This window comes from Arthrobacter sp. zg-Y1219, assembly GCF_030125545.1.
In the GTDB taxonomy this organism is placed as follows: Bacteria; Actinomycetota; Actinomycetes; order Actinomycetales; family Micrococcaceae; genus Arthrobacter_B.
Genome location: NZ_JASKLY010000014.1, coordinates 1 through 23,871, shown reverse-complemented (window position 1 = coordinate 23,871; position 23,871 = coordinate 1). Strand labels below are relative to the sequence as shown.

The window sequence follows — 23,871 nt, the reverse complement described above, 5'->3', positions numbered from 1 at the left end:
CGGCACCGAGACTGCGGTTCTCGCTATGCGCGGAGCCGTACGGGAATCGCCGGGAACGTAAGTCATTCGCATTCATCGTCATCCGGAGCTGTGACGGCTGTCACCATTGTGTTCATACTGTTCTCAATTGTTTTGAGCAAAAGGAAATTAATTGCGGAAATGGAGCCTGGCCAGCCGGCTGCTTATCGGGCAGCTGGCTTTTCTCGTGTGCCTGTCGCTCGGGCTTTCGCTGGCGCTCTATCTCCAGGCCGAGCGGGACAGCTACGAGGAGACCGGCGACCGGATGCTTGCCGTGGCCGGCACCGTTGCCGCAGATCCGTTTGTGCTGGAGTCGGCAGCCGCCGCGGATCCGAGCAGCTCCCTGCAGCCCTTCGCCCGGGCCGTCATGGACGCCGCCCACATCGATTTCCTGACCATCATGGCGCCGGACCGCACCCGGTTCACCCACCGCAGCGAAGATGAGATCGGCAAGGCCTACCTCGGCTCCGTGGACCAGGCGCTCGACGGACAGTCCTTCACCGAGACCTACGCCGGAACCCTGGGGCCGTCGGTCCGGGCCATTGTTCCGGTCCTCGGGCCGGACGGGGAAGTCACCGCCCTCGTCGCGGCGGGCATCACCGTGGACCGTGTCGCCGTCGCACGGAACGCCCAGCTGCCCGCGGTGGTCCTGACATCGCTGGGGGCACTGGTCTGCGGCACCCTCGCCTCCTACCTGCTCAGCCGCTACCTGCGGCGCACCACTCAGGACCGCCGGCCGGATGAGCTGCAGAGCATGTTCACGTTCTACGACTCCGCCCTGCATTCACTGCGCGAAGGTTTGCTGCTGCTGAACAACGACGGCGAACTCGTCCTCTACAACGACCAGGCCGCCGAACTGCTGGGCTTGGAACCCGGCGGAAGCGGCAGGCCTCGGGATACCAGGGCCCTGGGGCTGCCGGGTCCGCTCGCGGCCCTGCTGCACGAGGGTCGGACTGCCGAAGATGAGTTCCACTTTGCTCGGGACCGCATCCTCGTGGTGAACCAGTCCCCCGCCCTCGCTCCGCCGGGTCCCGACGGCGTCGGCCGGCTCCGCCCGCTCAGCCGCAGCGCGAAGCGGGCCGCTCCGGCGGCAAGGCGCTTCGGCACCGTGACCACCCTGCGTGACCACACCGACATTGAAGCCCTGACCGGAGAACTGCAGTCCATGCGCACGCTGACCGATGCCCTTCAGGCCCAGGCCCATGAACACGCCAACCGGCTGCACACGCTGGTCTCGTTGATTGAGCTCAACCGCCACGGCGACGCCCTGGACTTCGCCACCCGCGACCTGGAGCGGTCGCAGCAGTTGGCCGACGACGTCGTCGCCGCCGTCGGTGAGCCCGCCCTGGCCGCGCTGCTGACGGGCAAGTCGGCGCAGGCCCGCGAGCGCGGCATCCGCCTGGCCGTGGATCTGACGCACGCCGGCTCCGATGTTCCGCTGGAGCTGGACCCGGGTGAGCTGGTGACGATTGTGGGAAACCTGATCGATAACGCCTTCGACGCGGTCCAGGGCCTTCCGGACGCCGCGGTGGATACCCGGTTCGCGCTGGCCGGAGACCACTCCCGGGACTGGTTCGAGATCACGGTGCAGGACAACGGGCCGGGCATTCCGGAGCTGGTGTCCGGGCGGGTCTTTGACCAAGGCTTCAGCACCAAGGATCCGTTGGTGCTGCTGCCGTCGGGCACCGGTGCGACCGGCCGCGGCATCGGTCTGCCGCTGGTGCGCCAGGCGGTGCTGCGGCTGGGCGGAACCCTGCGCCTTGATCCGGGCGGACAGCCCGGGTGCGGTGCGGCCTTCACCGTGTTGCTTCCCCTCCCGGGGCCGGATGGCCTGTCTCCTTCCGCCGCTCCTCTTTCCAATGCTGCGGCGGTCCAGCGGTGAATGCCGAACGGAACATCACCGTCCTGGTGGTTGAGGACGACGGCATCGTCGCCGAGGCCCACGCCGAATATGTGCGGCGCAGTCCCGGCTTCGCCCTGGCCGGCGTCGTGCACACCGGCACCGACGCCATCACCTTCCTGAACGCCTCAGCCACCGGCCGCAGCGGCACGGCGTCCGACGGCGGCCTGCCGGGGCACAGCGGGCCGGGACAGGGCACGGAGCCCGCCGTCGACCTGATTCTCCTGGACATGAACCTGCCGGACCTGCACGGGCTGGACGTGCTGCGCCGGATCCGCGGGGCGGGAGTTCCTGCCGACGTCATCGCCATCACCGCGGTGCGGGATCTCGCCGTCGTGCGCAGCGCGATGTCAGCCGGCATCGCGCAGTACCTGATCAAGCCCTTTACCTACTCGGCATTCAGCGCCAAGCTCGCCTCCTACCGGGAATACCATCTGAACCTGGCCGGGCAGGGTGTCTCGGCCACCCAGTCCGAGGTGGACCGCGCCCTGGCCGCGCTGCGGCCGAATGTGCCGGCGGTGCTGCCCAAGGGGCTCTCCCCCGACACCCTCGAAGCGGTCTCGGAGCTGCTGAAGGCTGCGGCCGCGCCGATGTCGGCCAGCGAGGTGTCGGCGGCGCTGGCCATGTCGCGCATTACCGTCCGGCGGTACCTGGAGCACCTGGGTGACCAGCGCGCGGTGCTGCGCACTCCCCGCTACGGCACCCGCGGCCGGCCGGAGCTGGAGTATCACTGGCGGCGGTAAGGTCCGCACACCGGATCTTGGCGCCCGACTCCTCCAGGACGGACAGATTCTCAGCCCGACACAGCGGATTATCGCTCCGGGGTTCCGAAGCAGCCTGCTGGTGCCTACCCTTTAGGTGCATTTAAGCCAAGCCAACAGCAGGCCGAAATGCCCTCCCATTAGGCCTGCCCGCCTACCCGGAGTGTGTCCCATGATTCAGGAATCAGACCTTGAAGCCCTCCGCAGTGTTGTCCAGGGCACGTTGAGCGGCCCGGGCGACGCCGGCTACGCCGTCGCCACCGCAGGGTTCAACCCTTCCTTGGTCCAGCGCCCCGACGCCGCGCTGGGAGCGTCCGGCGTCGAGGACATCCAGCTCGCCGTCCGTTGGGCAGCGCAACTCGGCATTCCCATCGGGATCCAGGCCACCGGCCACGGGGCTGTGACGGAGATGGACGAGGGCCTAATGATCAATACGTCCCGGTTGCAGGACCTGACGGTGGATCCCGACGCCCAAACGGTCACAGTCGGTGCCGGGGTTCGCTGGGGCCAGGTGCTGGAGCAGGCAGTGCCAGAGGGCCTGACTGCCCCGCATGGGTCCTCCGGCCACGTCGGAACGGTCGGCTACGCGTCGGGAGGCGGGTTGCCGCTGATGGGCCGGGCACTGGGGTTTGCCGCCGACCATGTGCGCTCCATCGATGTTGTTACTCCCGACGGCCGGCTGCGGCATGTGGAAGCCGGCGGCGAGAACGCCGATCTGTTCGCGGCGCTGAGGGGAGGGAAAGGCAATTTCGGCGTCATCACGTCGATGACTCTCGGCTTGATTCCCTATCAGGAGTTCTACGGCGGCGCGATCCTGTACCCGGAGGACGCCGGCCCGGAAGTCTTGGAGACCTTCCGTGAATGGACGGTTCAGCTGCCCTCGGATGCCTCGGCTTCCCTGGCCTTCCTTCACTTTCCAGACGTCCCCTTCCTGCCGGAGGACCGGCGCGGCACGTCGCCGGTGCATCTTCGGTTCGCGCTGTTCGGCAGCCAGGAAGAGGGAGACACACTGATCGGGCCGATGCGGCACGCCGCAAATCCCCTCCTGGATACTGTCGGGCCGATGAACTACCTGGACGTAGGAAGCATCCACATGGATCCGGATGAACCGGTTCCCAGCATGGACCGCGCCACCCTGCTGACGTCGCTGCCGGAGGATCTGGCCGATGAACTGCTGCGCCAGATCGGTCCGGGTTCAGACACTCCGCTGGCGCTGACGGAAATACGCCTCATGGGCGGCGCCCTGGCCACCGAGCCGGCGGTCGAAGATGCAGTCTCCGGCCGGAACGCGGCCTTCCACATCTTCTCGGCCGGCATTAATCTTCCGCCGGCGGCCGACGCCACGGCGGCGGCGCTGGAACGCTTCGGCGCCGCCGTCGAGCCCTACGCTGCCGGCTCACTGGTCAATTTCCGGGGCCCTGTTGGCCGCAAAGGGGACGTGGCCCCGGTGTGGGAACCGGGGGTGTTCGGACGGCTGCAGGCGGCCAAGGCGGCCTACGATCCGCAAAACCTGTTCCGGTTCAGCCATGCAGTTCCGCTTCCGCAGACCTAGCGGCGGGCCGCTCCGCGTGCCCGGGGATTGAGCACCGGCTGCCGTGCTTGGATCCTCACGAAGGAGGTGCGCCGCGCCGTCATTCCGAGGCGTTGCCCGAAACCCCGCGGAAACCGGGATACGTTCCCTGCACCTACCCTGGATTTCCGAGGGGAGCTCGATCATCGGGTCGCTGGCGATCCGGCATGAACTGAACGATTTCCTTCTCAACGAAGGAGGGCACATCGGCTACAGCGTGCGCCCGTCGGCGCGGCGCCGGGGCCACGCCGCGCAGGCGTTGAACAACGCGGTGCCGGTGGCACGGGCGCTGGCGATATCCCCGCTTCTGCTCACCTGCGATGAGGACAACACCGGTTCCCGGGCAACCATCGAAAAGAGCGGCGGCGTCCTCGAAGACATCCGGCGGGGCAAACGCCGCTACTGGATCAGCACGAGCTGATCGCGTCCAGCTAATTCCCGGCGACCCGGTGACGCCCGCGGCGGCGGCTACATGTTTTCCGGTGACGCCCGGTTACGTGCGACGCTGGTTGCATGGATCTGGAGATATCGCCCGCGCTCACGATTCCCGCAGCGGAACTGAATTGGCGATTCTCGCGCTCCTCCGGGCCCGGCGGCCAGCACGTTAACACCTCGGACAGCCGCGTGGAGCTCTCGTGGAACGTCTCTCAATCGGCCGTCCTTTCCGAGAACCAACGGCTGTTGCTGCTCACGCGGCTCGAGCGGCGCCTCGTGTCCGGGACCATCACGGTGACCGCCTCCGAACAGCGCTCCCAGCTGCGCAACCGCGAACTCGCCCTGGCCAAGCTCGCGGAGCTCGTGGCAGCGGGCCTGGCTCCGGAAGCGGCCCGCCGCCGCGCGACCAAACCCACCCGGGGGTCGAACCGCCGGCGCCTCGATGCCAAGAAACAGCGATCGGCAACGAAATCGCAGCGCAGACGACCCCCGGCCGACTAGGCCCCCGGCCGCAGCAGCGGCAGCAACGCGTCGATGACCAGCGGATCCTCAATGGTCGAGGGCACCGTATAGGCATCGCCGTCGGCAATCTGCCGCATCGTCTTGCGCAGGATCTTGCCGGAGCGGGTCTTGGGCAGCGCGTCCACCACCTGCACGTCCTTGAAGTCCGCCACCGGCCCGATCGACTCGCGCACCAGCTTCACCAGATCGGCCCGCAGCTCCTCCACACCCAGGACCGAGCCGGCCTTCAGCACCACGTAGCCGCACGGCCGCTGCCCCTTGAGCGAATCCGCCACCCCGATCACGGCACACTCGGCCACCGCGGGATGCGTGGCAACAATCTGCTCCATCGCGCCGGTGGAGAGCCGGTGCCCGGAAACGTTGATGACGTCATCGGTGCGGCCCATGACAAACACATAGCCGTCCTCATCCACATAGCCGGAATCACCGGTGGTGTAGCAGCCCTCGAAAATCTCCAGGTAGGAAGACCGGAACCGGTCATCGCTGCCCCACAGCGTGGTCAGGGTGCCCGGCGGCAGCGGCAGCCGCAGCACAATGTTGCCCTCTTCGCCGGCGGGAACCTCCGCCCCCTCGCCGTCCACGATGGCCAGCGAGAACCCGGGCACTGGAACGGTCGCGGAGCCGGCCTTGATCGGCAGCTGCTCCAGGCCCAGCGGATTGGCGCAGATCGCCCAGCCGGTCTCGGTCTGCCACCAGTGATCCACCACCGGAATGTCCAGCGCCCGGCCGGCCCAGGCAAAGGTCTCCGGGTCCAGCCGCTCCCCCGCCACAAACAGCGTCCGCAGCGCCGACAGGTCGTAATCCGCCATCAGCGCGGCGTCCGGATCGGCCTTGCGGATCGCCCGCAGCGCGGTGGGCGCGGTGAAAAGGACATCCACCCCGTGCTCCCCGGCCACGCGCCAGAACGCTCCGGCGTCGGGCGTGCCCACCGGCTTGCCCTCGTACAGCACGGTGGCCGCCCCGGCGAGCAGCGGCGCGTACACAATGTAGGAGTGCCCCACCACCCAGCCGACGTCGGAGGCGGTCCACATCACTTGGCCGGGGCCGACGTCGTAAATGTTGCGCATCGACCAGGCCAGCGCGACGGCGTGCGAACCGTTGTCCCGGACCACGCCCTTGGGTGCGCCGGTGGTGCCGGAGGTGTAGAGGATGTAGAGCGGATCGGTGGCGGCCACCGGCACCGGACCGGCCGGTGACGCAACGGCCGCGAGCGCGTCCCAGTCGTGCCAGGCGGCGCCGTCCGCGCCGTCGTACTCCTCGAAGGAGTGGTCAAAGCCGTCCCGGGCCGCAACTACCACATGGTTCACCCGATGCGTGGCGGCCGCGAGCGCGGCGGCCACATTGGGCAGGTACTCCACGGTGCGCCGGGGCTCCAGCCCGCCGCTGGCGGTGACGACGACGGCGGGGCGGGCATCGTCGATCCGCGCCGCCAGCTCCTTCGGGGCGAAGCCGCCGAACACCACCGAATGCACCGCGCCGAGCCGGGCCGCCGCGAGCATCGCGATCACGGCCTGCGGAATCATCGGCAGATAGATGATGACCCGGTCCCCGGCTTCAACGCCCAGTCCGCGGAGCACCCCGGCGAAGGTTTCGACCTCGGCGAGCAGCTCGCTGTAGGAGTACGTGCGCTTGACGCCGAGCATCGCGGAGTCGTAGATCAGGGCATCCGCGTCCCCTCGGCCCGCGGCGACATGCCGGTCCAGCGCGTTGTAGCTGGTGTTGAGTGTCCCGTCGGGGAACCAGCGGTACAGCGGGGCGGCGGAGTCATCCAGGGCACGCCGGGGCGCGGTGTCCCAGTCCACCAGGGCGGCGGCCTCAAGCCAAAAGCCCTCGGGGTCGTCGAGACTGCGGGCATAGGCCTGCGCATACCCCTCGCCGGGCCCGGCTTCCACCCCTCCGGCGGTTGCGGGCTCGATGCCGACGGCTGCGGGCTCGATCCCGACGGTCTCCGGTGCTTCATTTCCTGCATCCAGGCCAGAGCTCATGAATCCTCCTCGATTCGCATGTGATACCCATCACCCTAGGCCTGTCCGGCCGTTCGCCACAAACCGGACTGTGTATACATGACCTCCCGCGAACTCTGGGATTTAGGCAAATTTGTTTCCGCTAGGCAGGTTTGTGTATACACTGATGAGATACATCACACATGGACCAGTCTGCAGCACGGGCTGGCCGCAGCAGCAGAGAGGAGCGTCCCATGAGGGCAAGTGACCGCGCCTACCGGGCGCTCCGCGAGGACATCGTCTCGGGACGCCTGCCGCCGGGAACCGTGCTCGCCGAAGTGGAGCAGTCCCAGCGCCTGGGCATTTCCCGCACACCGCTGCGCGAAGCCATCAGCCGGCTCACCGCCGACGGGCTGGCCGCCCCGCACACCGGACGCGGCGTCGTCGTCACGGCAATCTCACCGAACACCGTGACCGAACTGTTTGAGCTCCGCCAGGCCCTGGAATGCAAGGCCGCCTCGCTGGCGGCCTCGCGCGGAAACCCCGAGGTCTTCACCGGGCTGCGGCGGGAATTCGAGGAGGCCGCGGACCTCATCCTGCAGGACGCCGGAACCGATCCGTCCCGCGCCGGCTACTACGCGCTGGTGGCCCGCCTGGATGAAGCCATCGACACGGCCGCCGCCAACACATACCTCACCCAGGCTCTGGCGAACGTGCGGCTGCATCTGGCCCGCGTCCGCCGCCTGGCCAAGGACAACCCGGAACGGCTGCTGGCTACGGCCGGCGAACACGCCACCATCGCCGCGGCCATCGCCGCCCGGGATCCGGCGCTGGCCGCCTCCGCCACCTCGGTCCATCTGCACAAGAGCCTGGAACACTTCCTGGCAGCCACCGGCCCGCCGGACTGACACCCCGCTCCCCTGCCACCGGGCAACCGGCTGGCAACCCTGAAAACTTCCCTTCCGAAATCCCGAAAACGTCCCGAAAGGACACAACATGAATCTCCACAAGGTGCGGGTCCACCGCAGCGACGAGAACCTGGCCCGCGAAGACCAGCTGGCCTACAAGATCGCCGAGGTCGCTGCCGACCCCGTCGCCGTGACCGACGAGGTCACTGACATGGTCATCAACCGCGTCATCGACAACGCCTCGGTGGCCATTGCCTCCCTGAATCGCGGTCCCATCGTCGCCGCCCGCGCCCAGGCCCTGTCATTCTCCCCCTCCGCGCACGGCAACGGCTCGGCAGTGTTCGGCGTCGAGCAGAAGACCTCCCCGGAGTGGGCCGCCTGGGCCAACGGCGTGGCTGTGCGCGAACTGGACTACCACGACACGTTCCTCGCCGCCGAGTACTCCCATCCGGGCGACAACATCCCGCCGCTGCTCGCCGTCGCCCAGCACACCGGCGCCTCCGGCGCCGACCTGATCCGCGGCATCGCGACCGGCTACGAAATCCAGGTCGACCTGGTCAAGGCCATCTGCCTGCACAAGCACAAGATCGACCACGTGGCCCACCTCGGCCCGTCCGCCGCCGCCGGCATCGGCACCCTGCTGGGCCTCGACGTCGACACCATCTTCCAGGCGGTCGGCCAGGCGCTGCACACCACCACGGCCACCCGCCAGTCCCGCAAGGGCGAAATCTCCACCTGGAAGGCGCACGCTCCCGCATTCGCCGGCAAGATGGCCGTGGAAGCCGTGGACCGCGCCATGCGCGGCCAGACCTCCCCCACCCCCATCTATGAGGGTGAAGACGGCGTCATTGCCTGGATGCTGGACGGCCCCGGCGCGGCCTACGAAGTGCCGCTGCCCGAGGCCGGCGAAGCCAAGCGCGCCATCCTGGACACCTACACCAAGGAACACTCCGCCGAGTACCAGGCCCAGGCCTGGATCGACCTGGCCCGCAAGATCCACCGCGAGCACCCCGAGGCCGCCGACGCCTCCAAGGTCGCCAGCGTCCTGATCGCCACCTCGCACCACACCCACTACGTGATCGGCTCCGGCGCCAACGATCCGCAGAAGTACGATCCCACGGCTTCGCGCGAGACCCTGGACCACTCCATCCCGTACATCTTCACCGTCGCCCTGCAGGACGGCGCCTGGCACCATGTGGACTCCTACGCCCCGGAGCGCGCCGGCCGTGCCGACACCGTGGAGCTGTGGCACAAGGTCACCACCGTGGAGGATCCGGAATGGACCCGCCGCTACCACTCGCTGGACATCAACGAGAAGGCCTTCGGCGGCAAGGTGACCATCGTCCTGACCGACGGCACCGAGATCACCGATGAGATCGCCGTCGCCGACGCCCATCCGCTGGGCGCCAAGCCGTTTGCCCGCGAGCAGTACATCAACAAATTCCGCACCCTGGCCGCCGGGCTGGTCTCCGACGAGGAGATCGAACGCTTCCTGAGCACCGTCCAGCGCCTGCCCGAACTGGCCGCCGGCGAGCTGGACCAGCTGAACATCACCGCCGCCGAGGGCGTCATCGACCCGGCCAACGCCCCGAAGGGACTCTTCTAAATGCTGTACTCCTCCGTAACCCCCGAGGCCAAGCGCATCGCCTTCCGCAAGGGCCTGGCCTCCGGCACGCTCCAGCAGTACCCGGGTGCGTTCAACCCGCTTTCGGCCCGCCTGATCGAGGAAAAAGGGTTCGACGGCGTGTACATCTCCGGCGCGGTCCTCGCCAATGACCTCGGCCTGCCGGACATCGGCCTGACCACCCTGACCGAGGTCGCCACCCGCGCCGGGCAGATCGCCCGGATGACCGACCTGCCGGCCATCGTCGACGCCGACACCGGCTTCGGCGAGCCGATGAACGTCGCGCGCTCCATCCAGGAACTCGAAAACGCCGGCCTGGCCGGCTGCCACATCGAGGACCAGTTCAATCCCAAGCGCTGCGGCCACCTCGACGGCAAGAACGTGGTGGACCTGGACACGGCCACCAAGCGGATCCGCGCCGCCGCCGACGCCCGCCGCGACTCGAACTTCCTGATCATGGCCCGCACCGACATCCGCGCCGTGGACGGCCTCGAAGCCGCCCAGGACCGGGCCCGGGCACTGGTCGACGCCGGGGCGGACGCGATCTTCCCCGAGGCCATGAAGTCGCTGGAGGAATTCGCCGCGATGCGTGCCGCCGTCGACGTGCCGATCCTGGCCAACATGACCGAGTTCGGCAAGAGCGACCTCTTCAGCTACGACGAGCTGGCGTCAGTGGGCGTGAACATGGTGATCTACCCGGTCACCCTGCTGCGCAGCGCGATGGGCGCCGCCGAGCGCACCCTGGACACGATCAAGGCCAAGGGCACCCAGCAGGAGGATGTCCCGAATATGCTCACGCGTGCACGTTTGTACGATCTGGTGGATTATGAAGCCTATAACCGCTTCGACACGTCGGTATTCAACTTCCAGATCCCGGGCCAGCACTAGCACTGCCCCGGAATCACCGCAGCTACATCATCGCGACAAAGGAGTCTTTCGTAATGACAGATGAGCAGATCCACAAGGGACTGGCCGGTGTCCTTGTTGACACGACCAAGGTCTCCAAGGTCAATCCGGACACCAACTCGCTGCTCTACCGCGGTTACCCGGTCCAGGAGCTGGCGGCACACTGCAGCTTCGAAGAGGTGGCCTACCTGCTGTGGAACGGCGAGCTGCCCACCGCCGACGAGCTGGCGGAGTTCACCGACGGCGAGCGGAACCAGCGTGCGCTCTCCCCCGAGCTGAAGGCCGTCATCGACGCCCTGCCGCTGACCTGCCACCCGATGGATGTCTGCCGCACGGCAGCGTCGGTGCTGGGTGCGGAGCATGCCCAGGCGGATGACTCCTCCCGGCAGGCGAACATGGAAAAGTCGGTCAGCCTGTTCGCCGCCATGCCCGCCGTCGTCGCCTACGACCAGCGCCGCCGGCGCGGCGAGGACGTGGTGGAGCCCCGCGATGATCTGGGCTACTCCGCGAACTTCCTCTGGATGACGTTCGGCGAGGAAGCAGCCCCCGAGGTCGTGGAGGCGTTCAACGTCTCGATGATCCTGTACGCGGAGCACTCCTTCAACGCCTCCACGTTCACGGCCCGCGTGATCACTTCCACGCTCGCGGACCTGCACTCGGCGGTGACCGGCGCCATCGGCGCACTCAAGGGGCCGCTCCACGGCGGCGCCAATGAGGCGGTCATGCACACGTTTGCGGAGATCACCTCAAGCGCCGGCGAGGGCGACGTCGCCGAGCACGCCGCGGGGTGGCTGGACGCCGCACTGGCGGACAAGAAGAAGATCATGGGCTTCGGCCACCGCGTGTACAAGAACGGCGACTCGCGGGTGCCGACCATGAAGGCCTCCCTGGACAAGATGGTCAAGCACTACGACCGTCCGGACCTGGGCGAGCTCTACACCGCGCTGGAGTCGGCCATGGGTGAGCGGAAGAACATTCTGCCCAACCTGGACTACCCCGCCGGTCCGGCCTACCACCTGATGGGCTTTGACACGCCCACCTTCACTCCGCTGTTCGTGGCCGCCCGGATCACCGGCTGGACCGCGCACATCATGGAGCAGCTGGAAGCCAACTCCCTGATCCGCCCCCTCAGCGCCTACGACGGCCCGGAGGAACGGCACCTGGGCTAAGCAGCCGGTTCCGAACAGCAAGACGCCCGCCGCAGGATATTCTGCGGCGGGCGTTTTGCTGTCCGGGTGGCCCGCTGTCCGGGTGGCTCGCGGCCCGGACGGAACGTCAGGAAAAGACGATGCCGGCGACGCTTTCGTTGTCGTCGGCCAGGGTGACGACAACGTCAAAGGCCCGCCCGGCGAGCACCTCCGGCATCCAGTGCGCCGAATCCGGCCACATCTGCGGATACGGCACCTCGTTTACCGGGTACCAGACCGGAACGATTTCCGACGACGGCGCCGGCTCGCCCATCCAGGTGCGCGCCCGGTAGACCACCGTGGACATGTCCCACTCCGGGCGGGCCGGAAAGATGAACTCGATGGTTCCGGCCTGCTCCAGGTCGGCTTCAGCCACGGTGACCCCGGATTCCTCGAAGACTTCGCGCACGGCCGCCTGCTCCGGGGTCTCCCCCGGCTCCACATGCCCGCCGAGGGTGACGATCCGGCCAATTCCGAAGCCGGTCTGCTTCAGCCCCATCAGGACTTCCGCGCCGCGCTGCTGGGTTTCACGCAGCAGGAAGCACAGGACCACGGGCACGGCGCGAGGCGGCGCGTGTTCGCCGGCCGGTTCGCCGGGCCCGAAGGCGCCCGGCGTCACAGTGCCCGCGGATGCGCGGCGGCGTAGACCTCGCGCAGGGTTTCGGCGGTCACCAGGGTGTAGACCTGGGTGGTGGTCACCGAGGCGTGGCCGAGCAGCTCCTGCACCACGCGGACGTCGGCCCCGCCCTCCAGCAGGTGCGTGGCGAAGGAGTGCCGCAGCGTGTGCGGGGACACGTCCCGGCCGATCTGTGCCTTTTCCGCGGCGTTTTTCAGGATGGTCCAAGCGCTTTGCCGGCTGAGCCGGCCGCCGCGGGCGTTCAGGAACAGTGCGGGCGTTCCCTTGCCCTTCACGGAGGCTGCCGGCCGGCCGCGGACCAGGTACTCGTCCAGTGCGCGGGCGGCGTAGGAGCCCAGCGGCACCAGGCGTTCCTTGGAGCCCTTGCCGAAGAGCCGCACCACGTCGGGGCCGTTGGCGGGGATCCGTTCCAGGGACAGGTCATCGATGTCCAGGCCGACGGCCTCGCTGATGCGGGCCCCGGTGGAGTAGAGGAATTCCAGCAGTGCCCGGTCCCGCAGCCCGGTGGGGGTCTCAGTGGAGATCGCCTCCAGGATCCGGGTGACCTCATTGACGCTGATCGCCTTGGGCAGCCGTTTGCCCGGCAGCGGCGGATGGACGTCGGCGGCCGGGTCGGCGGTGGCCAGGCCCTCCAGCGCCCAGAACTTGTGCAGCCCGCGGACGGCAACCACGGTGCGGGCTGCCGAGCGCACGCTCAGCGCGGAGGCGCCGTCTGAGCCCTCCACGATCGACTGGGCGAAGGCTGTCACATCGTGCCGGGAGATGCGGCCGACGTCGTCGACGCCGCGGGAGGTCAGGAACCGGGCGTACCGCAGCAGGTCGCGGCGGTAGGCATCCAGCGTGTTGACGGCCAGGCCCCGTTCCACTGCCATGTGCTGCAGGTAGCCGCCGATGGCACGGCCGACGGCGGTGGCGCGCAGCTCATCGGCGGCGGAGGGGCCCTTGGGTGCGGGAACCTTCGGAGGCTTGGGGGTTTTGGCGTTTCCCGGCGCCTCGGGATCAGCGGGCTCCGCCGGCGTGGAAGTCGCTGCCGAATCGGCGCCGGACGCCGGAGCGGAATCCTCTGCCTTGCCTGTGGACTTGTCTGTGGACGTGGCTGTGGACCTGCTGGCTGCCTTGTCCTCCGCCAGCGCGGCGCGCAGCAGCTCGGCGGGGGAATCCAGCCGGAGGGTGGCGTTGCCCGGACGGTAATCGAACCGGATGGTGTCGTTCAGCGACGGGGACCCCGGCGCAGGAGTGTGTCCGCCGGCGGGTAGATCGGAGGCGGCCATAGCAGTCTTCAGTCCTAAAGAACGGGGCCCTGCGGCCAAGTGGAGTGCTGGGAGTGGTGTTCGGGCCAGGGTGCGTCCGCCGGGCGCAGGTTGGCATAGCCGGACGGGCGGGCCGCTGCTGCGGCCAGGACTCCGGCCACGGCCGAGGGGCTGTGCATCCGGCCCTCAAGGGCGGCTGCCACTGCGTCGTCGAGATCTACCCACATGGTGCGGATTTCCGCTTCCTCATGGGTGCGTTCGTGCCGGTCGGCCTCGGGGATCCAGGTAATACCGCGTGCGAGGTAGATGCGCAGAGCCTCCCGGGACGAGCCGGGCGAGAGGAACAGGTCGGTGAGGACGTTCCACTCGGCGGCCTGGATGTCGGCCTCCTCGGCCAGCTCCCGGGCGGCGCCGACCTGGAAGTCCTCGCCGTCGATGTCCAGCAGTCCGGCGGGGATTTCCCAGAGGGTCATCCGCACCGGATGCCGGTACTGGTTGATCAGCAGCACCTGGCCGGCGTCGTTCAGGGCCAGGATGGCGACCGCCCCGGGGTGGCGGACGAAGTCGCGGACCAGGGGTTCGCCGTCGTCGGTCAGGGAGAACTTCTCACTGACCACGTCCCAGACCCGCCCGGTGTATTCCACGGAGGAACTCAACAGGCGGCGGGGACTCTGTTCGTCGGCGAACCCTCTGGCCTCGCTCATGGGTTGTTAGCCCTTGCCGTTCTGGCGTGCCAGGGCGGCCTTCACCAAACCGGCGAAGAGCGGGTGCGGGCGCGTCGGGCGGGAGCTGAGCTCCGGGTGCGCCTGCGTGGAGACGTAGTACGGGTGTACGTCGGCCGGAAGCTCAACGAACTCCACCAGTCCGCCGTCGACCGTGGTGCCGGAGAAGGACAGGCCCGCCTCGGCGATCTGGTCGCGGTACTCGTTGTTGACCTCGTAGCGGTGACGGTGGCGTTCGGCCACAGCCGTCTTGCCGTACGTCTTGGCCACCACGGAGCCCTCTTCGAGCTTGGCGTCCCACAGGCCCAGGCGCATGGTGCCGCCCATGTCGCCTTCGCCGGAGACAATCTGCTTCTGCTCAGACATGGTGGCGATGACCGGGTACTTGGTGTCCGGCTCGAACTCCGAGGAGGACGCACCTTCCAGACCCACCACGTTGCGGGCGTACTCGATGACCATGCACTGCAGTCCGAGGCACAGGCCCAGGGTGGGCACCATGTTTTCCCGGGCGTACGTCAGGGCGCCAAGCTTGCCTTCCAGGCCGCGGATGCCGAAGCCGCCGGGAACGCAGATGGCGTCGGCGCCGGCCAGTGCCGCTGCGGCACCTTCCGGCGTGGCGCACTCGTCCGAGGGCACCCAGCGGATGTTGACCTTGGTCTTGTTGGCGAAACCGCCGGCGCGCAGTGCTTCCGTGACGGAAAGGTAGGCGTCGGGCAGGTCCACGTACTTGCCCACCAGGGCAATGTCGACATGGTGCTTGGGGTTGTGGACAACTTCGAGGAGCTTGTCCCACTTGGTCCAGTTGACGTCCTTGAACTTCAGGTCCAGGTGCTGGACGATGTACGCGTCCAGGCCCTGGGAGTGAAGCGTCTTGGGGATGTCGTAAATGCTCGGGGCGTCCGGGCAGCCCACGACGGCGTCCACATCGACGTCGCACATGCGGCCGATCTTGGCGCGCATGGCATCCGGCACCGGGCGGTCCGAGCGGATGACGATGGCGTCGGGCTGGATGCCGATGGACCGCAGGGCGGCCACTGAGTGCTGCGTCGGCTTGGTCTTCAGTTCCTGGGACGGGCCGATGTACGGAACCAGCGAGACGTGCAGGAAGAAGACGTTGTTGCGGCCAATGTCCTGGCGCACCTGGCGTGCGGCTTCCAGGAAGGGCTGGGACTCGATGTCGCCAACCGTGCCGCCGATCTCGGTGATGATGACATCGGGGGTCTTCTTCGCCTCGGAGGGCAGGCGCATCCGGCGCTTGATCTCGTCGGTGATGTGCGGAATGACCTGGACGGTGTCGCCGAGGTATTCGCCGCGGCGTTCCTTGGCGATGACCGTGGAATAGACCTGGCCGGTGGTGACGTTGGCGGAGCCGTCGAGGCTCTCGTCAAGGAACCGCTCGTAATGGCCGATGTCGAGGTCAGTCTCGGCGCCGTCGTCGGTAACGAAGACTTCGCCGTGCTGGAAGGGGTTCATCGTGCCCGGATCCACGTTGAGATAGGGATCGAGCTTCTGCATGGTCACCGCTATGCCGCGCGACCTCAACAGATGGCCGAGACTTGACGCTGTCAGTCCCTTACCGAGTGAGGACGCCACGCCACCGGTGACGAAGATGTGTTTTGTCGTAGAAGACGACTTGGGAAACCTGGAATTTGATCGCTGCACCACGGAGTTCGAGCCTATCACCTTTTGTAGTTCTGGTTTAAATGCGTTGGGGTTATTCATGCGGCGGGTGTCCCGCCGCGGCCAGGAGTTCAACGGCGTGTGCCCGGGCGGACTCGGAGTCTTCCTGGCCCGCGAGCATCCTGGCAAGTTCCTTGATCCGCTCCGCGTCGTCCAGGACGGTGACGTCGCTGGCGGTGACGCCGGTTCCATTTTCCCCCGTTGCGGACATCTTGATAACCCGGATGTGATGGTCGGCAAAAGATGCCACCTGCGGAAGGTGGGTGACCACTATCACCTGGACGTGCTTGGCCAGCATGGCCAGGCGGCGGCCGATTTCGACGGCGGCCTTTCCGCCGACGCCGGAGTCCACTTCGTCGAAGATGAACGTCGGCACGGGGTCCACCGCGGCCAGCACCACCTCGATTGCCAGCATCACCCGGGACAGCTCGCCGCCGGAGGCGCCCTTGCCCAGCGGGCGGGCCGGCGCGCCGGGGTGCGGCTGGAGGAGGAACGAAATGGCGTCCGCTCCGTGCACGCTGAGCTCCTCGACGGGAGTGACCTCGATGAGCAGGTGAGCATCGGCCATCGCCAGTGCCGACAGCTCGTCGCTCACCCGCCGGGCGAGTTCCGCCGCCGCTTCGGTCCGCAGTTTGGTCAGGTCCGCTGCGGCCGCGGTCAGTGTGGCCTGCAGCTCCGAGATTTCCGTTTCGAGTGCCTCGATGCGGGTGCCGTCATCCCCCAGCTCCGCCAGCCGGACGCGGCTCGTTTCCGCCCATTCCAGGACCTCGTCCACGGAGGGGGCGAACTTGCGGGTCAGGGCGGAGATCTCAGCCCGCCGGGACTCGACTTCGGCGAGCCGTTCCGGGCCTTCGCCGTCCAGGGAGGCGCTGTAGCTGGCCAGTTCGGTGGCAATGTCCGCAAGGATGTAGCCGACTTCGGCCAGCCGCTTGGCGGAATCGGCCAGGGCGGGGTCGTGTTCTCCGGCCAGTTCCAGCTGCCGCTTGGCGCTGTCCACCAGCGAGGTGGCGTCGGAACCGTCGGAGAAGTCTCCGGCAATCAATGCCGAGTGCGCGCCCACGGCCGCGGTGCGCAGTTCCTCGAAGTTGTTCAGCCGGGTGGCTTCGGTCTTGAGGATCTCGTCCTCCCCCGGCAGCAGCTCGAGGGCATCGATTTCCTCCAGCGAGGCCGTGAGGTACTCGGCTTCGCGCAGGCGTTCCCGGGCCTGGTCGCGCAGGGTGGAGAGTTCGGTGACGGCGGACCGCCAGCGGGCGAAGTCCGTCTGGTAGGAGGACAGGACGGAGGCAAGGGCAGGGCCGGCGTACTTGTCCAGGGCTTCACGCTGCGCGGCCGTGCTCTTGAGCCGGAGCTGATCCGACTGTCCGTGCACCGCCACCAGATGCTGGCCGACCTCGGCCAGCACGCCCACCGGAGCGGATCGTCCGCCCACGTGGGCACGGCTGCGCCCGGCGGCGTTGACGGTGCGGGCGAGCATCAGCTCGGTGACGCCGTCGTACGTTTCCAGTTCCGCGCCGGCGTCTTCGGCCCGAGTCACTGCGGGGTTGTCCGGCGGCAGGCGCACCAGAGCTTCGGCGAGGGCCGCTTTGGCGCCGGTGCGCACCGCTCCGGCGTCGGTCCGGGCGCCCAGAAGCATGCCCAGGGCGGTGATCACCATTGTCTTTCCGGCGCCCGTCTCACCCGTAACCACCGTGAATCCGGGGCCGAGTTCCAGCGTGGCGTCAGTGATGACGCCGAGGTCGCGGATGCGGATCTCTTCGATCATGTGGCCAGCCCTCCGCTGTCTGCCGTCCGGCGGGTGAGTTCCACACTCGCTGAGTGTTCCCCCGGGGTGCCGACGGGTCCGCGCCAGCCCTGGGTGGGGAGCTGGAATTTGCGGACCAGGCGTTCGGAGAACGGCGTGGCATGCGTTCGGGCCAGGCGGACGGGGATGGTGGAGCGCGTCACCTCGATGCGGGCGCCCGGCGGCAGTTCGACGCTGCGCCGGCCGTCGCACCAGAGCACGCCGGCGGCATCCGTCCGGGTCAGGATTTCGACCGCCAGGATGGAGGTGGGTGCGACCACGAGGGGGCGGGCGAAGAGGGCGTGTGCGCTGATCGGGGTGATCAGGAGTGCCTCGACCTCGGGCCAGACCACGGGGCCTCCGGCGGAGAAGGAATAGGCAGTGGAGCCGGTGGGTGTGGCCAGGACAACGCCGTCGCAGCCGAAGGAACTGATCGGCCGGGCGTCCACTTCCACCACGACTTCGAGCATCCGCTGCCGGTCCGACTTTTCGATGGCCGCTTCATTCAGCGCCCAGGTGTTGGCGATCATCCGGTTTTCAAACCAGACTTTGACGTCGATCGTCATGCGTTCTTCGACCGTGTAGGCCCGCTCCACGACCCAGTGCACGGTCTGGGCCAGGTCTTCGCGCTCACTTTCGGCCAGGAATCCAACGTGTCCCAGATTCACGCCGAGCAGCGGGACGTCGGTGCCGCGGACCAGCTCGGCGGCCCGCAGGATAGTGCCGTCGCCGCCCAGGACCATGCCCAGGTCGACGCCGGCCAGGTCAACGTCTTCATCGAGGATTTCGGTGGGTGCGGTGAGGACACCGTAGACGGCCTGGATGTCTTCCAAATCCCGCCGCCGCATGACCGGGATCAGGCCGGAGGCGTGCAGCTGCGTGCAGGCTTCCTGGGCGGCAGTCATGGCAGCCTGCCGGCCGGTGTGGGCCAGCACAAGTATCCGTCTGCTCATGTCTGTCATATCCTGTTCCGCTCCCGGGGGAGCTGCTTTGGAGCTCCGTCGTCAGTCTTCTGTCGTCAGTTTCCTGCGGTCAGTTTCTCCGGTGCGTGTCTCGCCCGCAAACCGATCAGTAACCGAGTCCGGTCCGGCTCCATCAAACCCGTCAAAGGCCTCTTCCACCAAACGGCGGGCCTCAGCCTGTGCATCGGCGGGCAGCGCGGCCGGCTGTTGGTCAGCGGCCGCGACCTGCAGCCACAGGAAAAACTCCACGTTGCCGTTCTGCCCCGGCAGCGGACTGCGGGCCAGGCCGGCCACCCGAAGGTTCTCCGCCATGGCGGCAGAGACCACGCGGGTCACTGCCAGCCGGTGCTTTTGCGGATCCATGACGACGCCAGCCTTCTCCAGCTTCTCACGGCCCACTTCAAACTGCGGCTTGACCATGAGCAGCAGACTGCCGCCCGGGCGCGTCGCTGCGGCCAGCGGAGCAAGCACCAAGGTGAGGGAAATGAACGAGAGGTCGGCGACGGTCAGGTCCACCGGTCCCCCGATCGCCTCGGGCACCAGATACCGGACGTTCAAGCCTTCGTGCACATCGACCCGCGGGTCAACGCGCAGGGCGTCCACCAATTGGTCGTGGCCGACGTCGACAGCCACCACGCGCTCGGCACCGCGCCGCAGCAGGACGTCCGTGAAACCGCCGGTGGAGGCTCCGGCATCGAGGCAGCGCAGCCCTTCGGGCTGAACCTGCGGAAACGCGTCAAGGGCGCCGGCCAGCTTATGGCCGGCACGGCTGACATAGTCGGGGACGCCGTCGTCGAGCACTGAGAGGGGATCTTCTGCGCTGACCGAGGCCGAAGCCTTGCCCAGCACGGCACCCGCTCTGGCCACCCGGCCCGCCGCGATGAGCTTGGCCGCGTGGGTCCGGGAGCGCGCCAGTCCCCTGGCCACCAGTTCCTGGTCTAGTCTTGCCACGATCTAGCGCTCCTCCGGCGGTTCGGCGTTCAGTTCAGCCAACAGGCCGTCGTGCAGTGCGGTGTAAACGGCATGCTGTTCAGGGATGGGCGTATCGGCAAGTGTTCCCAGGGACGCCAAAGCGGCGTTTACTGCCGGATCCGCCGTCTGCGCCCGCAGGTGGGGCCAGGGGCGTTCGGTGCCCGGGGACTCCTCGCCGGTGTTTCCGCTGGTGTTCTCCATCTGGCGGCTGCCCCATCCTTGTCTGACGTTTGAAACCCAGCTTATCCGCCGGGGGTGACAGTCCAGCTGAGCTCGGGTGCGGAGGCCGTTTCGGCGACCGGCCGGGCGTTCCACCAGGCCGCACAGGCAGCGCGCCAGCTGTCCAGATCACTGCGGTCTCCGGAAATCTCCACCGTGTTGCCCAAGACGCGGGCAGTGGCGGTCCCGCAGGCGAAAACGCCGTCGCGGGCTTCGATTTCCGGATAGGGAGCATAGAAGGCGTCGAGGTTTTCCACGAGGTACGTCGGCCGTTCCCGGGTGCGGGCGGCCAGCGCTGTCTGCGGACTGTCGACGCCGGTGAGCACCAGTGCCGTCGCGAAACCGGCGTTGTTGCCGCCGAGGATGTCGGTATCCAGGCGGTCACCGACCACGAGCGGTGTTGAGGCGCCCAAATGGCTCGCCGCCGTCAGGAACAGCGGGGCCTCGGGCTTTCCCGCCACCAACGGTGTCCTGCCGGTGGCCGCCGCAACGGCGGCCACCAGCGTTCCGTTTCCCGGGGCGATCCCCCGGGCCTGTGGAATGGACATGTCGGTGTTCGTGGCAACCCATTTGGCACCGCGTTCCACGGCGAAGGCCGCCTCGGCCAGGTGTTTCCAGCCGAGCCCGGGATCGAAACCCTGGATCACGGCGTCGGGCCGGTCATCGGCGGAGCGCACCGGTACCAGCCCCTGTTCCAGGACCTGCTCGGTCAGCCAGGCGCTGCCAATCACCAGGACCGTGGCGCCGGCCGGCACCTGGCCGGCCAGCAGTTCAGCACCGGCCTGGGCCGAGCCAAACACGGTTTCCGCTGTTGCCGGGGCCCCCAGCTCGCGCAGATGCGCTGCCACCGTTTCGGAGGAGCGCGACGCGTTGTTGGTGACGTAAGCCAGCTGCACGCCGGCGCCTTCAAGGCGCTGCAGGGCCTCAACGGCTCCTGCAATGGCGTGCGGGCCGGCGTACACGACGCCGTCCAGATCGGACAGGACTGCGTCGTACCCGGCAATCAGCGGTGTGTTGGCCATGGTGCTACGCGCGTTCCTCGTCAGCGTCGCCGGCAGGCGCGTCGGCGGAGAACTCGGCGTTGTCGTTGCCGTCGTCGTGCTGTGCAGCGGCGGTGTCGTTGTCGTCCTCTTCGGTTTCGAGGACGCCGATGACGCCTTCCTGCTCGTCCGAGGGCAGGGTGTCGATGTCGTCGCTCAGTTCCAGCTCGTCATCGGCAACTGCCTTCTCAACGGGAGCGGCAAACGGCGTTTCGGAGCGCTCGGCAACCGGACGATCGTCGCGGTCTTCGCGGCCCCGGCGGGGACGCTCCGGCTTTTCGTCGTCGTCGTCACCCAGGTCGAAAATGTCCGGCTCAGCAAACTCGCCGACGCCCAGGGCCTTTTCAGCCAGCAGCGCGCGGTCGTTCCACTGTGCAGCTTCTTCGTTGCGGCCGGCTGCCTCGAGGGCATCAGCGTAGGCGCGGAAGAGGCGCGGGCTGAAGGAGAACGCACGGTTCTTGTCCAACTGCGGGATTTCCAGCGCGGTCACGGCGGCGTCGAACTGCTCCATGTCCATGCGGGCACCGGAGGTAACAATGGCCATGTCCACCTGTCCGGCGGCATCCAGTTCCTTGGCTTCATCCGAACGGGAGATGTCCAGGGCACGGTCCGGGCGGCCCAGACCGCGTTCGCAGTCGGCCATCATGGCCAGGTAGTCGTTGGATCCGCTGATCCGGCGGTAGGTGCGGAATTCACGCAGCGCCTCGGCGAAGTTTTCGGAGGCGTAGGCGGTCAGTGCCACTGCTTCGCGCACTGCTGCCATGCGTCCGCCGCGGCGGCTTGCTGCCAGGGCGTGCTGGAAGGCCAGCTCGGGGTTGATGTCGATCAGGCGGCCTGCCATGACCAGGTGCTTGGAGACCCACTCACCGCTGACCTCTTCCAGGACGCGCAGCTGGGCGCGGGTAACCTTGTCCAGCTCCTGGCCTGTGACGTCGTCATCGATTTCCGGTGAACGCTCACGGTCCGGGCGGTTGGCGCTGCGCAGGTCGCGGGCATTGTGCTTGCGCTCAACAACCGGTGCATCCTCGCCACGGGCCGGACGGTCGTTGGAGAAGGACGGCTTGCGGTCGTTATCGCGCGCCGGACGACGGTCATCGCCACCACGGGACGGACGATCGCCGAAGGACGGCTTACGGTCGCCACGATCGCCGAAGGACGGCTTGCGGTCATTGTCGCGGGGAGGACGACGATCATCGCCACCGAAGGACGGCTTACGATCGCCACGATCTCCGAAGGACTTGCGCTCACCATCACGGGCGGGACGATCACCGAAGGACGGCTTACGATCGCCACGATCACCGAAGGAGGGCTTGCGATCTCCGCGGTCACCGAAGGACTTGCGCTCACCATCACGGGCGGGACGATCACCGAACGAAGGCTTACGATCGCCACGATCACCGAAGGAGGGCTTGCGATCTCCGCGGTCACCGAAGGACTTGCGCTCACCATCACGGGCGGGACGATCACCGAACGAAGGCTTACGATCGCCACGATCACCGAAGGAGGGCTTGCGATCTCCGCGGTCACCGAAGGACTTGCGCTCACCATCACGGGCGGGACGATCACCGAACGAAGGCTTACGATCGCCACGATCACCGAAGGAGGGCTTGCGATCTCCGCGGTCACCGAAGGACTTGCGCTCACCATCACGGGCGGGACGATCACCGAAGGACTTGCGCTCACCATCACGAGGAGGACGACGATCGTCACCGCCGAAGGAGGGCTTGCGATCTCCGCGGTCACCGAAGGACTTCCGCTCACCATCACGGGGAGGACGACGATCGTCGCTGCCGCGGCTGGCACGGTCGTTGCGCTCGGAACGGTCGCCGAAGGATGGCTTGCGGTCGCTGTCGCGTGCGGGACGGCGGTCATCGCCGCCGAAGGACGGCTTGCGATCTCCGCGGTCGCCGAAGGACTTGCGCTCACCGTCGCGTGCGGGACGGCGATCGTCGTCGCCGCGGGCAGGCCGGTCGCCGAAGGACGGCTTACGGTCCTTCGAGTAAGGCTTGCGCTCTGATGATGCGCCGCGGTCGCCGAAGGACTTCCGCTCGCCGTCGCGTGCCGGCCGGCCTCCGAAGGAGGGCTTACGGTCTTCGTGGCGCTTGGGGGCGTTGCGGTCGTTCGTGGCCGGGCGTCCGCGGTCGTCGCGCTGGCCTGACGAGCTGCTGTTGCGGGCGGCGTTGTTGCCCTCGCTGCCGCGCTGATCCCTGTTATCTTGCTCTGACATGCTGGTGAGTTCCTCTCGTCGTGAGCCGACCAACGGAATTTACTGCAGTCGCTCGTCACTATGGATATATAAAGTTCTAAAGTCAGTGGGGCCCAAAACGGGCACAAGCCAATTCTAGTGCAGGCTGGTCTTGTCGGCGTCGCCCCATGCCCACAGGCGTGCCTGGATAAGGTGAGACTGCCCACCTCTTGAACCTCGCGGGACCGGTAACGTCCCATCGGGGCGGGCTACCATCGGTTGCCGCCCTCTCTCTGGGATCTCGCGAGATGGCAGTAAGTGCTCTTCCCGGGGCCGGAACGTGCCGTTTCTGCCATCTCGGCGCAAAGAGAACCAGGGCCCGAAAGCGGCGAAACCGGCCTGAAGCGGACCGAACAAGGACGCCGGGATAAACAAGTCCGGTGTTAAACAAGTAAGGCCCCGCCAATGGCGGGGCCTTACTCTCTCTACCGAAATATTGTCCGGCGGTGACCTACTCTCCCACATCCTCCCGGATGCAGTACCATCGGCGCTGTGGGTCTTAGCTTCCGGGTTCGGAATGGGACCGGGCGTTTCCCCCACGCTATGACCGCCGTAACCCTTCCACCCGCACCACCCATAAACAAACCTGG

21 protein-coding genes and 1 rRNA gene are annotated in these 23,871 nt (G+C 67.6%); 10 read left to right on the top strand and 12 right to left on the bottom strand.

From position 1 onward, the window contains the following. The first annotated feature begins 151 nt into the window (after positions 1 to 151). The 5 genes from QNO00_RS11410 (at position 152) to arfB (ending at position 5,185) form a co-directional block, all read left to right on the top strand. The gene (locus tag QNO00_RS11410) at positions 152 to 1,900 is read left to right on the top strand and encodes a sensor histidine kinase (protein ID WP_229967088.1); all 1,749 of its coding nucleotides are present in this window, start codon (positions 152 to 154) and stop codon (positions 1,898 to 1,900) included. Next, positions 1,897 to 2,661, top strand: coding sequence for a response regulator (locus tag QNO00_RS11405; protein WP_229967089.1), 765 nt, complete (start codon positions 1,897 to 1,899; stop codon positions 2,659 to 2,661). Before QNO00_RS11410 ends, QNO00_RS11405 begins: the two co-directional genes overlap by 4 nt. A 190-nt stretch (positions 2,662 to 2,851) precedes the next feature. Beyond that, positions 2,852 to 4,231 carry an FAD-binding oxidoreductase gene (locus QNO00_RS11400; RefSeq protein WP_229967091.1) on the top strand — a complete coding sequence of 460 codons (1,380 nt, stop codon included), beginning with the start codon at positions 2,852 to 2,854 and terminating at the stop codon, positions 4,229 to 4,231. Positions 4,232 to 4,274: 43 nt separating this feature from the next. Then, the gene (locus QNO00_RS11395) at positions 4,275 to 4,670 is read left to right on the top strand and encodes a GNAT family N-acetyltransferase (protein ID WP_229967093.1); all 396 of its coding nucleotides are present in this window, start codon (positions 4,275 to 4,277) and stop codon (positions 4,668 to 4,670) included. Between the two features lie 92 nt (positions 4,671 to 4,762). Then, complete coding sequence (gene arfB / locus QNO00_RS11390; RefSeq protein ID WP_229967095.1) at positions 4,763 to 5,185, top strand: alternative ribosome rescue aminoacyl-tRNA hydrolase ArfB; 423 nt, start codon at positions 4,763 to 4,765, stop codon at positions 5,183 to 5,185. Here arfB and QNO00_RS11385 read toward each other — a convergent pair. After that, a complete protein-coding gene (locus QNO00_RS11385) occupies positions 5,182 to 7,191 on the bottom strand; it encodes an AMP-binding protein (protein WP_284024595.1) in 2,010 nt (669 codons plus the stop codon). The two genes, arfB and QNO00_RS11385, sit on opposite strands and share 4 nt — an antisense overlap. A gap of 212 nt (positions 7,192 to 7,403) precedes the next feature. Between QNO00_RS11385 and QNO00_RS11380 the strand changes: the two genes are divergently transcribed. From QNO00_RS11380 to QNO00_RS11365, 4 genes are all read left to right on the top strand, one after another. After that, positions 7,404 to 8,057, top strand: a complete 654-nt coding sequence (locus tag QNO00_RS11380; RefSeq protein WP_229967099.1) for a GntR family transcriptional regulator — start codon at positions 7,404 to 7,406, stop codon at positions 8,055 to 8,057. Positions 8,058 to 8,145: 88 nt separating this feature from the next. Then, positions 8,146 to 9,663 (top strand): MmgE/PrpD family protein, encoded by a 1,518-nt coding sequence (locus QNO00_RS11375; protein WP_229967101.1) that lies wholly within the window; start codon positions 8,146 to 8,148, stop codon positions 9,661 to 9,663. Beyond that, entirely contained in the window at positions 9,664 to 10,569 is a 906-nt protein-coding gene (gene prpB / locus QNO00_RS11370; protein ID WP_229967103.1) for a methylisocitrate lyase, read from the top strand. 53 nt (positions 10,570 to 10,622) lie between these two features. Then, positions 10,623 to 11,756 carry a bifunctional 2-methylcitrate synthase/citrate synthase gene (locus QNO00_RS11365; RefSeq protein ID WP_229967105.1) on the top strand — a complete coding sequence of 378 codons (1,134 nt, stop codon included), beginning with the start codon at positions 10,623 to 10,625 and terminating at the stop codon, positions 11,754 to 11,756. Between the two features lie 106 nt (positions 11,757 to 11,862). Here QNO00_RS11365 and QNO00_RS11360 read toward each other — a convergent pair whose 3' ends face one another. The 10 genes from QNO00_RS11360 to QNO00_RS11315 form a co-directional block, all read right to left on the bottom strand. Next, complete coding sequence (locus QNO00_RS11360) at positions 11,863 to 12,333, bottom strand: 8-oxo-dGTP diphosphatase (protein WP_331461785.1); 471 nt, start codon at positions 12,331 to 12,333, stop codon at positions 11,863 to 11,865. Between the two features lie 56 nt (positions 12,334 to 12,389). Continuing rightward, positions 12,390 to 13,283, bottom strand: coding sequence for a site-specific tyrosine recombinase XerD (gene xerD / locus QNO00_RS11355; protein WP_229967130.1), 894 nt, complete (start codon positions 13,281 to 13,283; stop codon positions 12,390 to 12,392). Positions 13,284 to 13,696: 413 nt separating this feature from the next. Continuing rightward, the gene (locus tag QNO00_RS11350; protein WP_229967107.1) at positions 13,697 to 14,365 is read right to left on the bottom strand and encodes an NUDIX domain-containing protein; all 669 of its coding nucleotides are present in this window, start codon (positions 14,363 to 14,365) and stop codon (positions 13,697 to 13,699) included. A gap of 6 nt (positions 14,366 to 14,371) precedes the next feature. Then, positions 14,372 to 16,066, bottom strand: coding sequence for a CTP synthase (gene pyrG, locus QNO00_RS11345; RefSeq protein ID WP_229967109.1), 1,695 nt, complete (start codon positions 16,064 to 16,066; stop codon positions 14,372 to 14,374). A gap of 31 nt (positions 16,067 to 16,097) precedes the next feature. Next, positions 16,098 to 17,825 (bottom strand): DNA repair protein RecN, encoded by a 1,728-nt coding sequence (recN, locus tag QNO00_RS11340; RefSeq protein ID WP_284024594.1) that lies wholly within the window; start codon positions 17,823 to 17,825, stop codon positions 16,098 to 16,100. Then, complete coding sequence (locus tag QNO00_RS11335) at positions 17,822 to 18,796, bottom strand: NAD kinase (protein WP_229967113.1); 975 nt, start codon at positions 18,794 to 18,796, stop codon at positions 17,822 to 17,824. Before QNO00_RS11335 ends, recN begins: the two co-directional genes overlap by 4 nt. Before the next feature lie 51 nt (positions 18,797 to 18,847). Beyond that, entirely contained in the window at positions 18,848 to 19,759 is a 912-nt protein-coding gene (locus QNO00_RS11330) for a TlyA family RNA methyltransferase (protein ID WP_229967132.1), read from the bottom strand. Then, entirely contained in the window at positions 19,760 to 19,978 is a 219-nt protein-coding gene (locus tag QNO00_RS11325; protein ID WP_229967115.1) for a hypothetical protein, read from the bottom strand. A 41-nt stretch (positions 19,979 to 20,019) separates the two neighbouring features. Then, positions 20,020 to 21,018 carry an HAD-IIA family hydrolase gene (locus tag QNO00_RS11320; RefSeq protein WP_284024593.1) on the bottom strand — a complete coding sequence of 333 codons (999 nt, stop codon included), beginning with the start codon at positions 21,016 to 21,018 and terminating at the stop codon, positions 20,020 to 20,022. Positions 21,019 to 21,022: 4 nt separating this feature from the next. Next, positions 21,023 to 21,877 (bottom strand): tetratricopeptide repeat protein, encoded by an 855-nt coding sequence (locus QNO00_RS11315; protein ID WP_284024592.1) that lies wholly within the window; start codon positions 21,875 to 21,877, stop codon positions 21,023 to 21,025. A 156-nt stretch (positions 21,878 to 22,033) separates the two neighbouring features. Between QNO00_RS11315 and QNO00_RS11310 the strand changes: the two genes are divergently transcribed. After that, positions 22,034 to 23,053 carry a hypothetical protein gene (locus QNO00_RS11310; RefSeq protein ID WP_284024591.1) on the top strand — a complete coding sequence of 340 codons (1,020 nt, stop codon included), beginning with the start codon at positions 22,034 to 22,036 and terminating at the stop codon, positions 23,051 to 23,053. 666 nt (positions 23,054 to 23,719) lie between these two features. Here the strand turns inward: QNO00_RS11310 and rrf are convergent. Then, positions 23,720 to 23,836 (bottom strand): 5S ribosomal RNA (rrf, locus tag QNO00_RS11305). Positions 23,837 to 23,871: the final 35 nt, after the last annotated feature.

What these genes read in the sequence shown, in the direction of transcription:
- QNO00_RS11315 (WP_284024592.1), bottom strand. Translation starts at nt 21,877, where the DNA reads ATGGCAGGCCGCCTGATCGACATCAACCCCGAGCTGGCCTTCCAGCAC.
- QNO00_RS11325 (WP_229967115.1), bottom strand. Translation starts at nt 19,978, where the DNA reads ATGGAGAACACCAGCGGAAACACCGGCGAGGAGTCCCCGGGCACCGAA.
- QNO00_RS11320 (WP_284024593.1), bottom strand. Translation starts at nt 21,018, where the DNA reads ATGGCCAACACACCGCTGATTGCCGGGTACGACGCAGTCCTGTCCGAT.
- prpB (WP_229967103.1), top strand. Translation starts at nt 9,664, where the DNA reads ATGCTGTACTCCTCCGTAACCCCCGAGGCCAAGCGCATCGCCTTCCGC.
- QNO00_RS11385 (WP_284024595.1), bottom strand. Translation starts at nt 7,191, where the DNA reads ATGAGCTCTGGCCTGGATGCAGGAAATGAAGCACCGGAGACCGTCGGG.
- arfB (WP_229967095.1), top strand. Translation starts at nt 4,763, where the DNA reads ATGGATCTGGAGATATCGCCCGCGCTCACGATTCCCGCAGCGGAACTG.
- QNO00_RS11375 (WP_229967101.1), top strand. Translation starts at nt 8,146, where the DNA reads ATGAATCTCCACAAGGTGCGGGTCCACCGCAGCGACGAGAACCTGGCC.
- QNO00_RS11335 (WP_229967113.1), bottom strand. Translation starts at nt 18,796, where the DNA reads ATGAGCAGACGGATACTTGTGCTGGCCCACACCGGCCGGCAGGCTGCC.
- QNO00_RS11380 (WP_229967099.1), top strand. Translation starts at nt 7,404, where the DNA reads ATGAGGGCAAGTGACCGCGCCTACCGGGCGCTCCGCGAGGACATCGTC.
- xerD (WP_229967130.1), bottom strand. Translation starts at nt 13,283, where the DNA reads ATGGCAGTGGAACGGGGCCTGGCCGTCAACACGCTGGATGCCTACCGC.
- QNO00_RS11400 (WP_229967091.1), top strand. Translation starts at nt 2,852, where the DNA reads ATGATTCAGGAATCAGACCTTGAAGCCCTCCGCAGTGTTGTCCAGGGC.
- QNO00_RS11350 (WP_229967107.1), bottom strand. Translation starts at nt 14,365, where the DNA reads ATGAGCGAGGCCAGAGGGTTCGCCGACGAACAGAGTCCCCGCCGCCTG.
- QNO00_RS11365 (WP_229967105.1), top strand. Translation starts at nt 10,623, where the DNA reads ATGACAGATGAGCAGATCCACAAGGGACTGGCCGGTGTCCTTGTTGAC.
- recN (WP_284024594.1), bottom strand. Translation starts at nt 17,825, where the DNA reads ATGATCGAAGAGATCCGCATCCGCGACCTCGGCGTCATCACTGACGCC.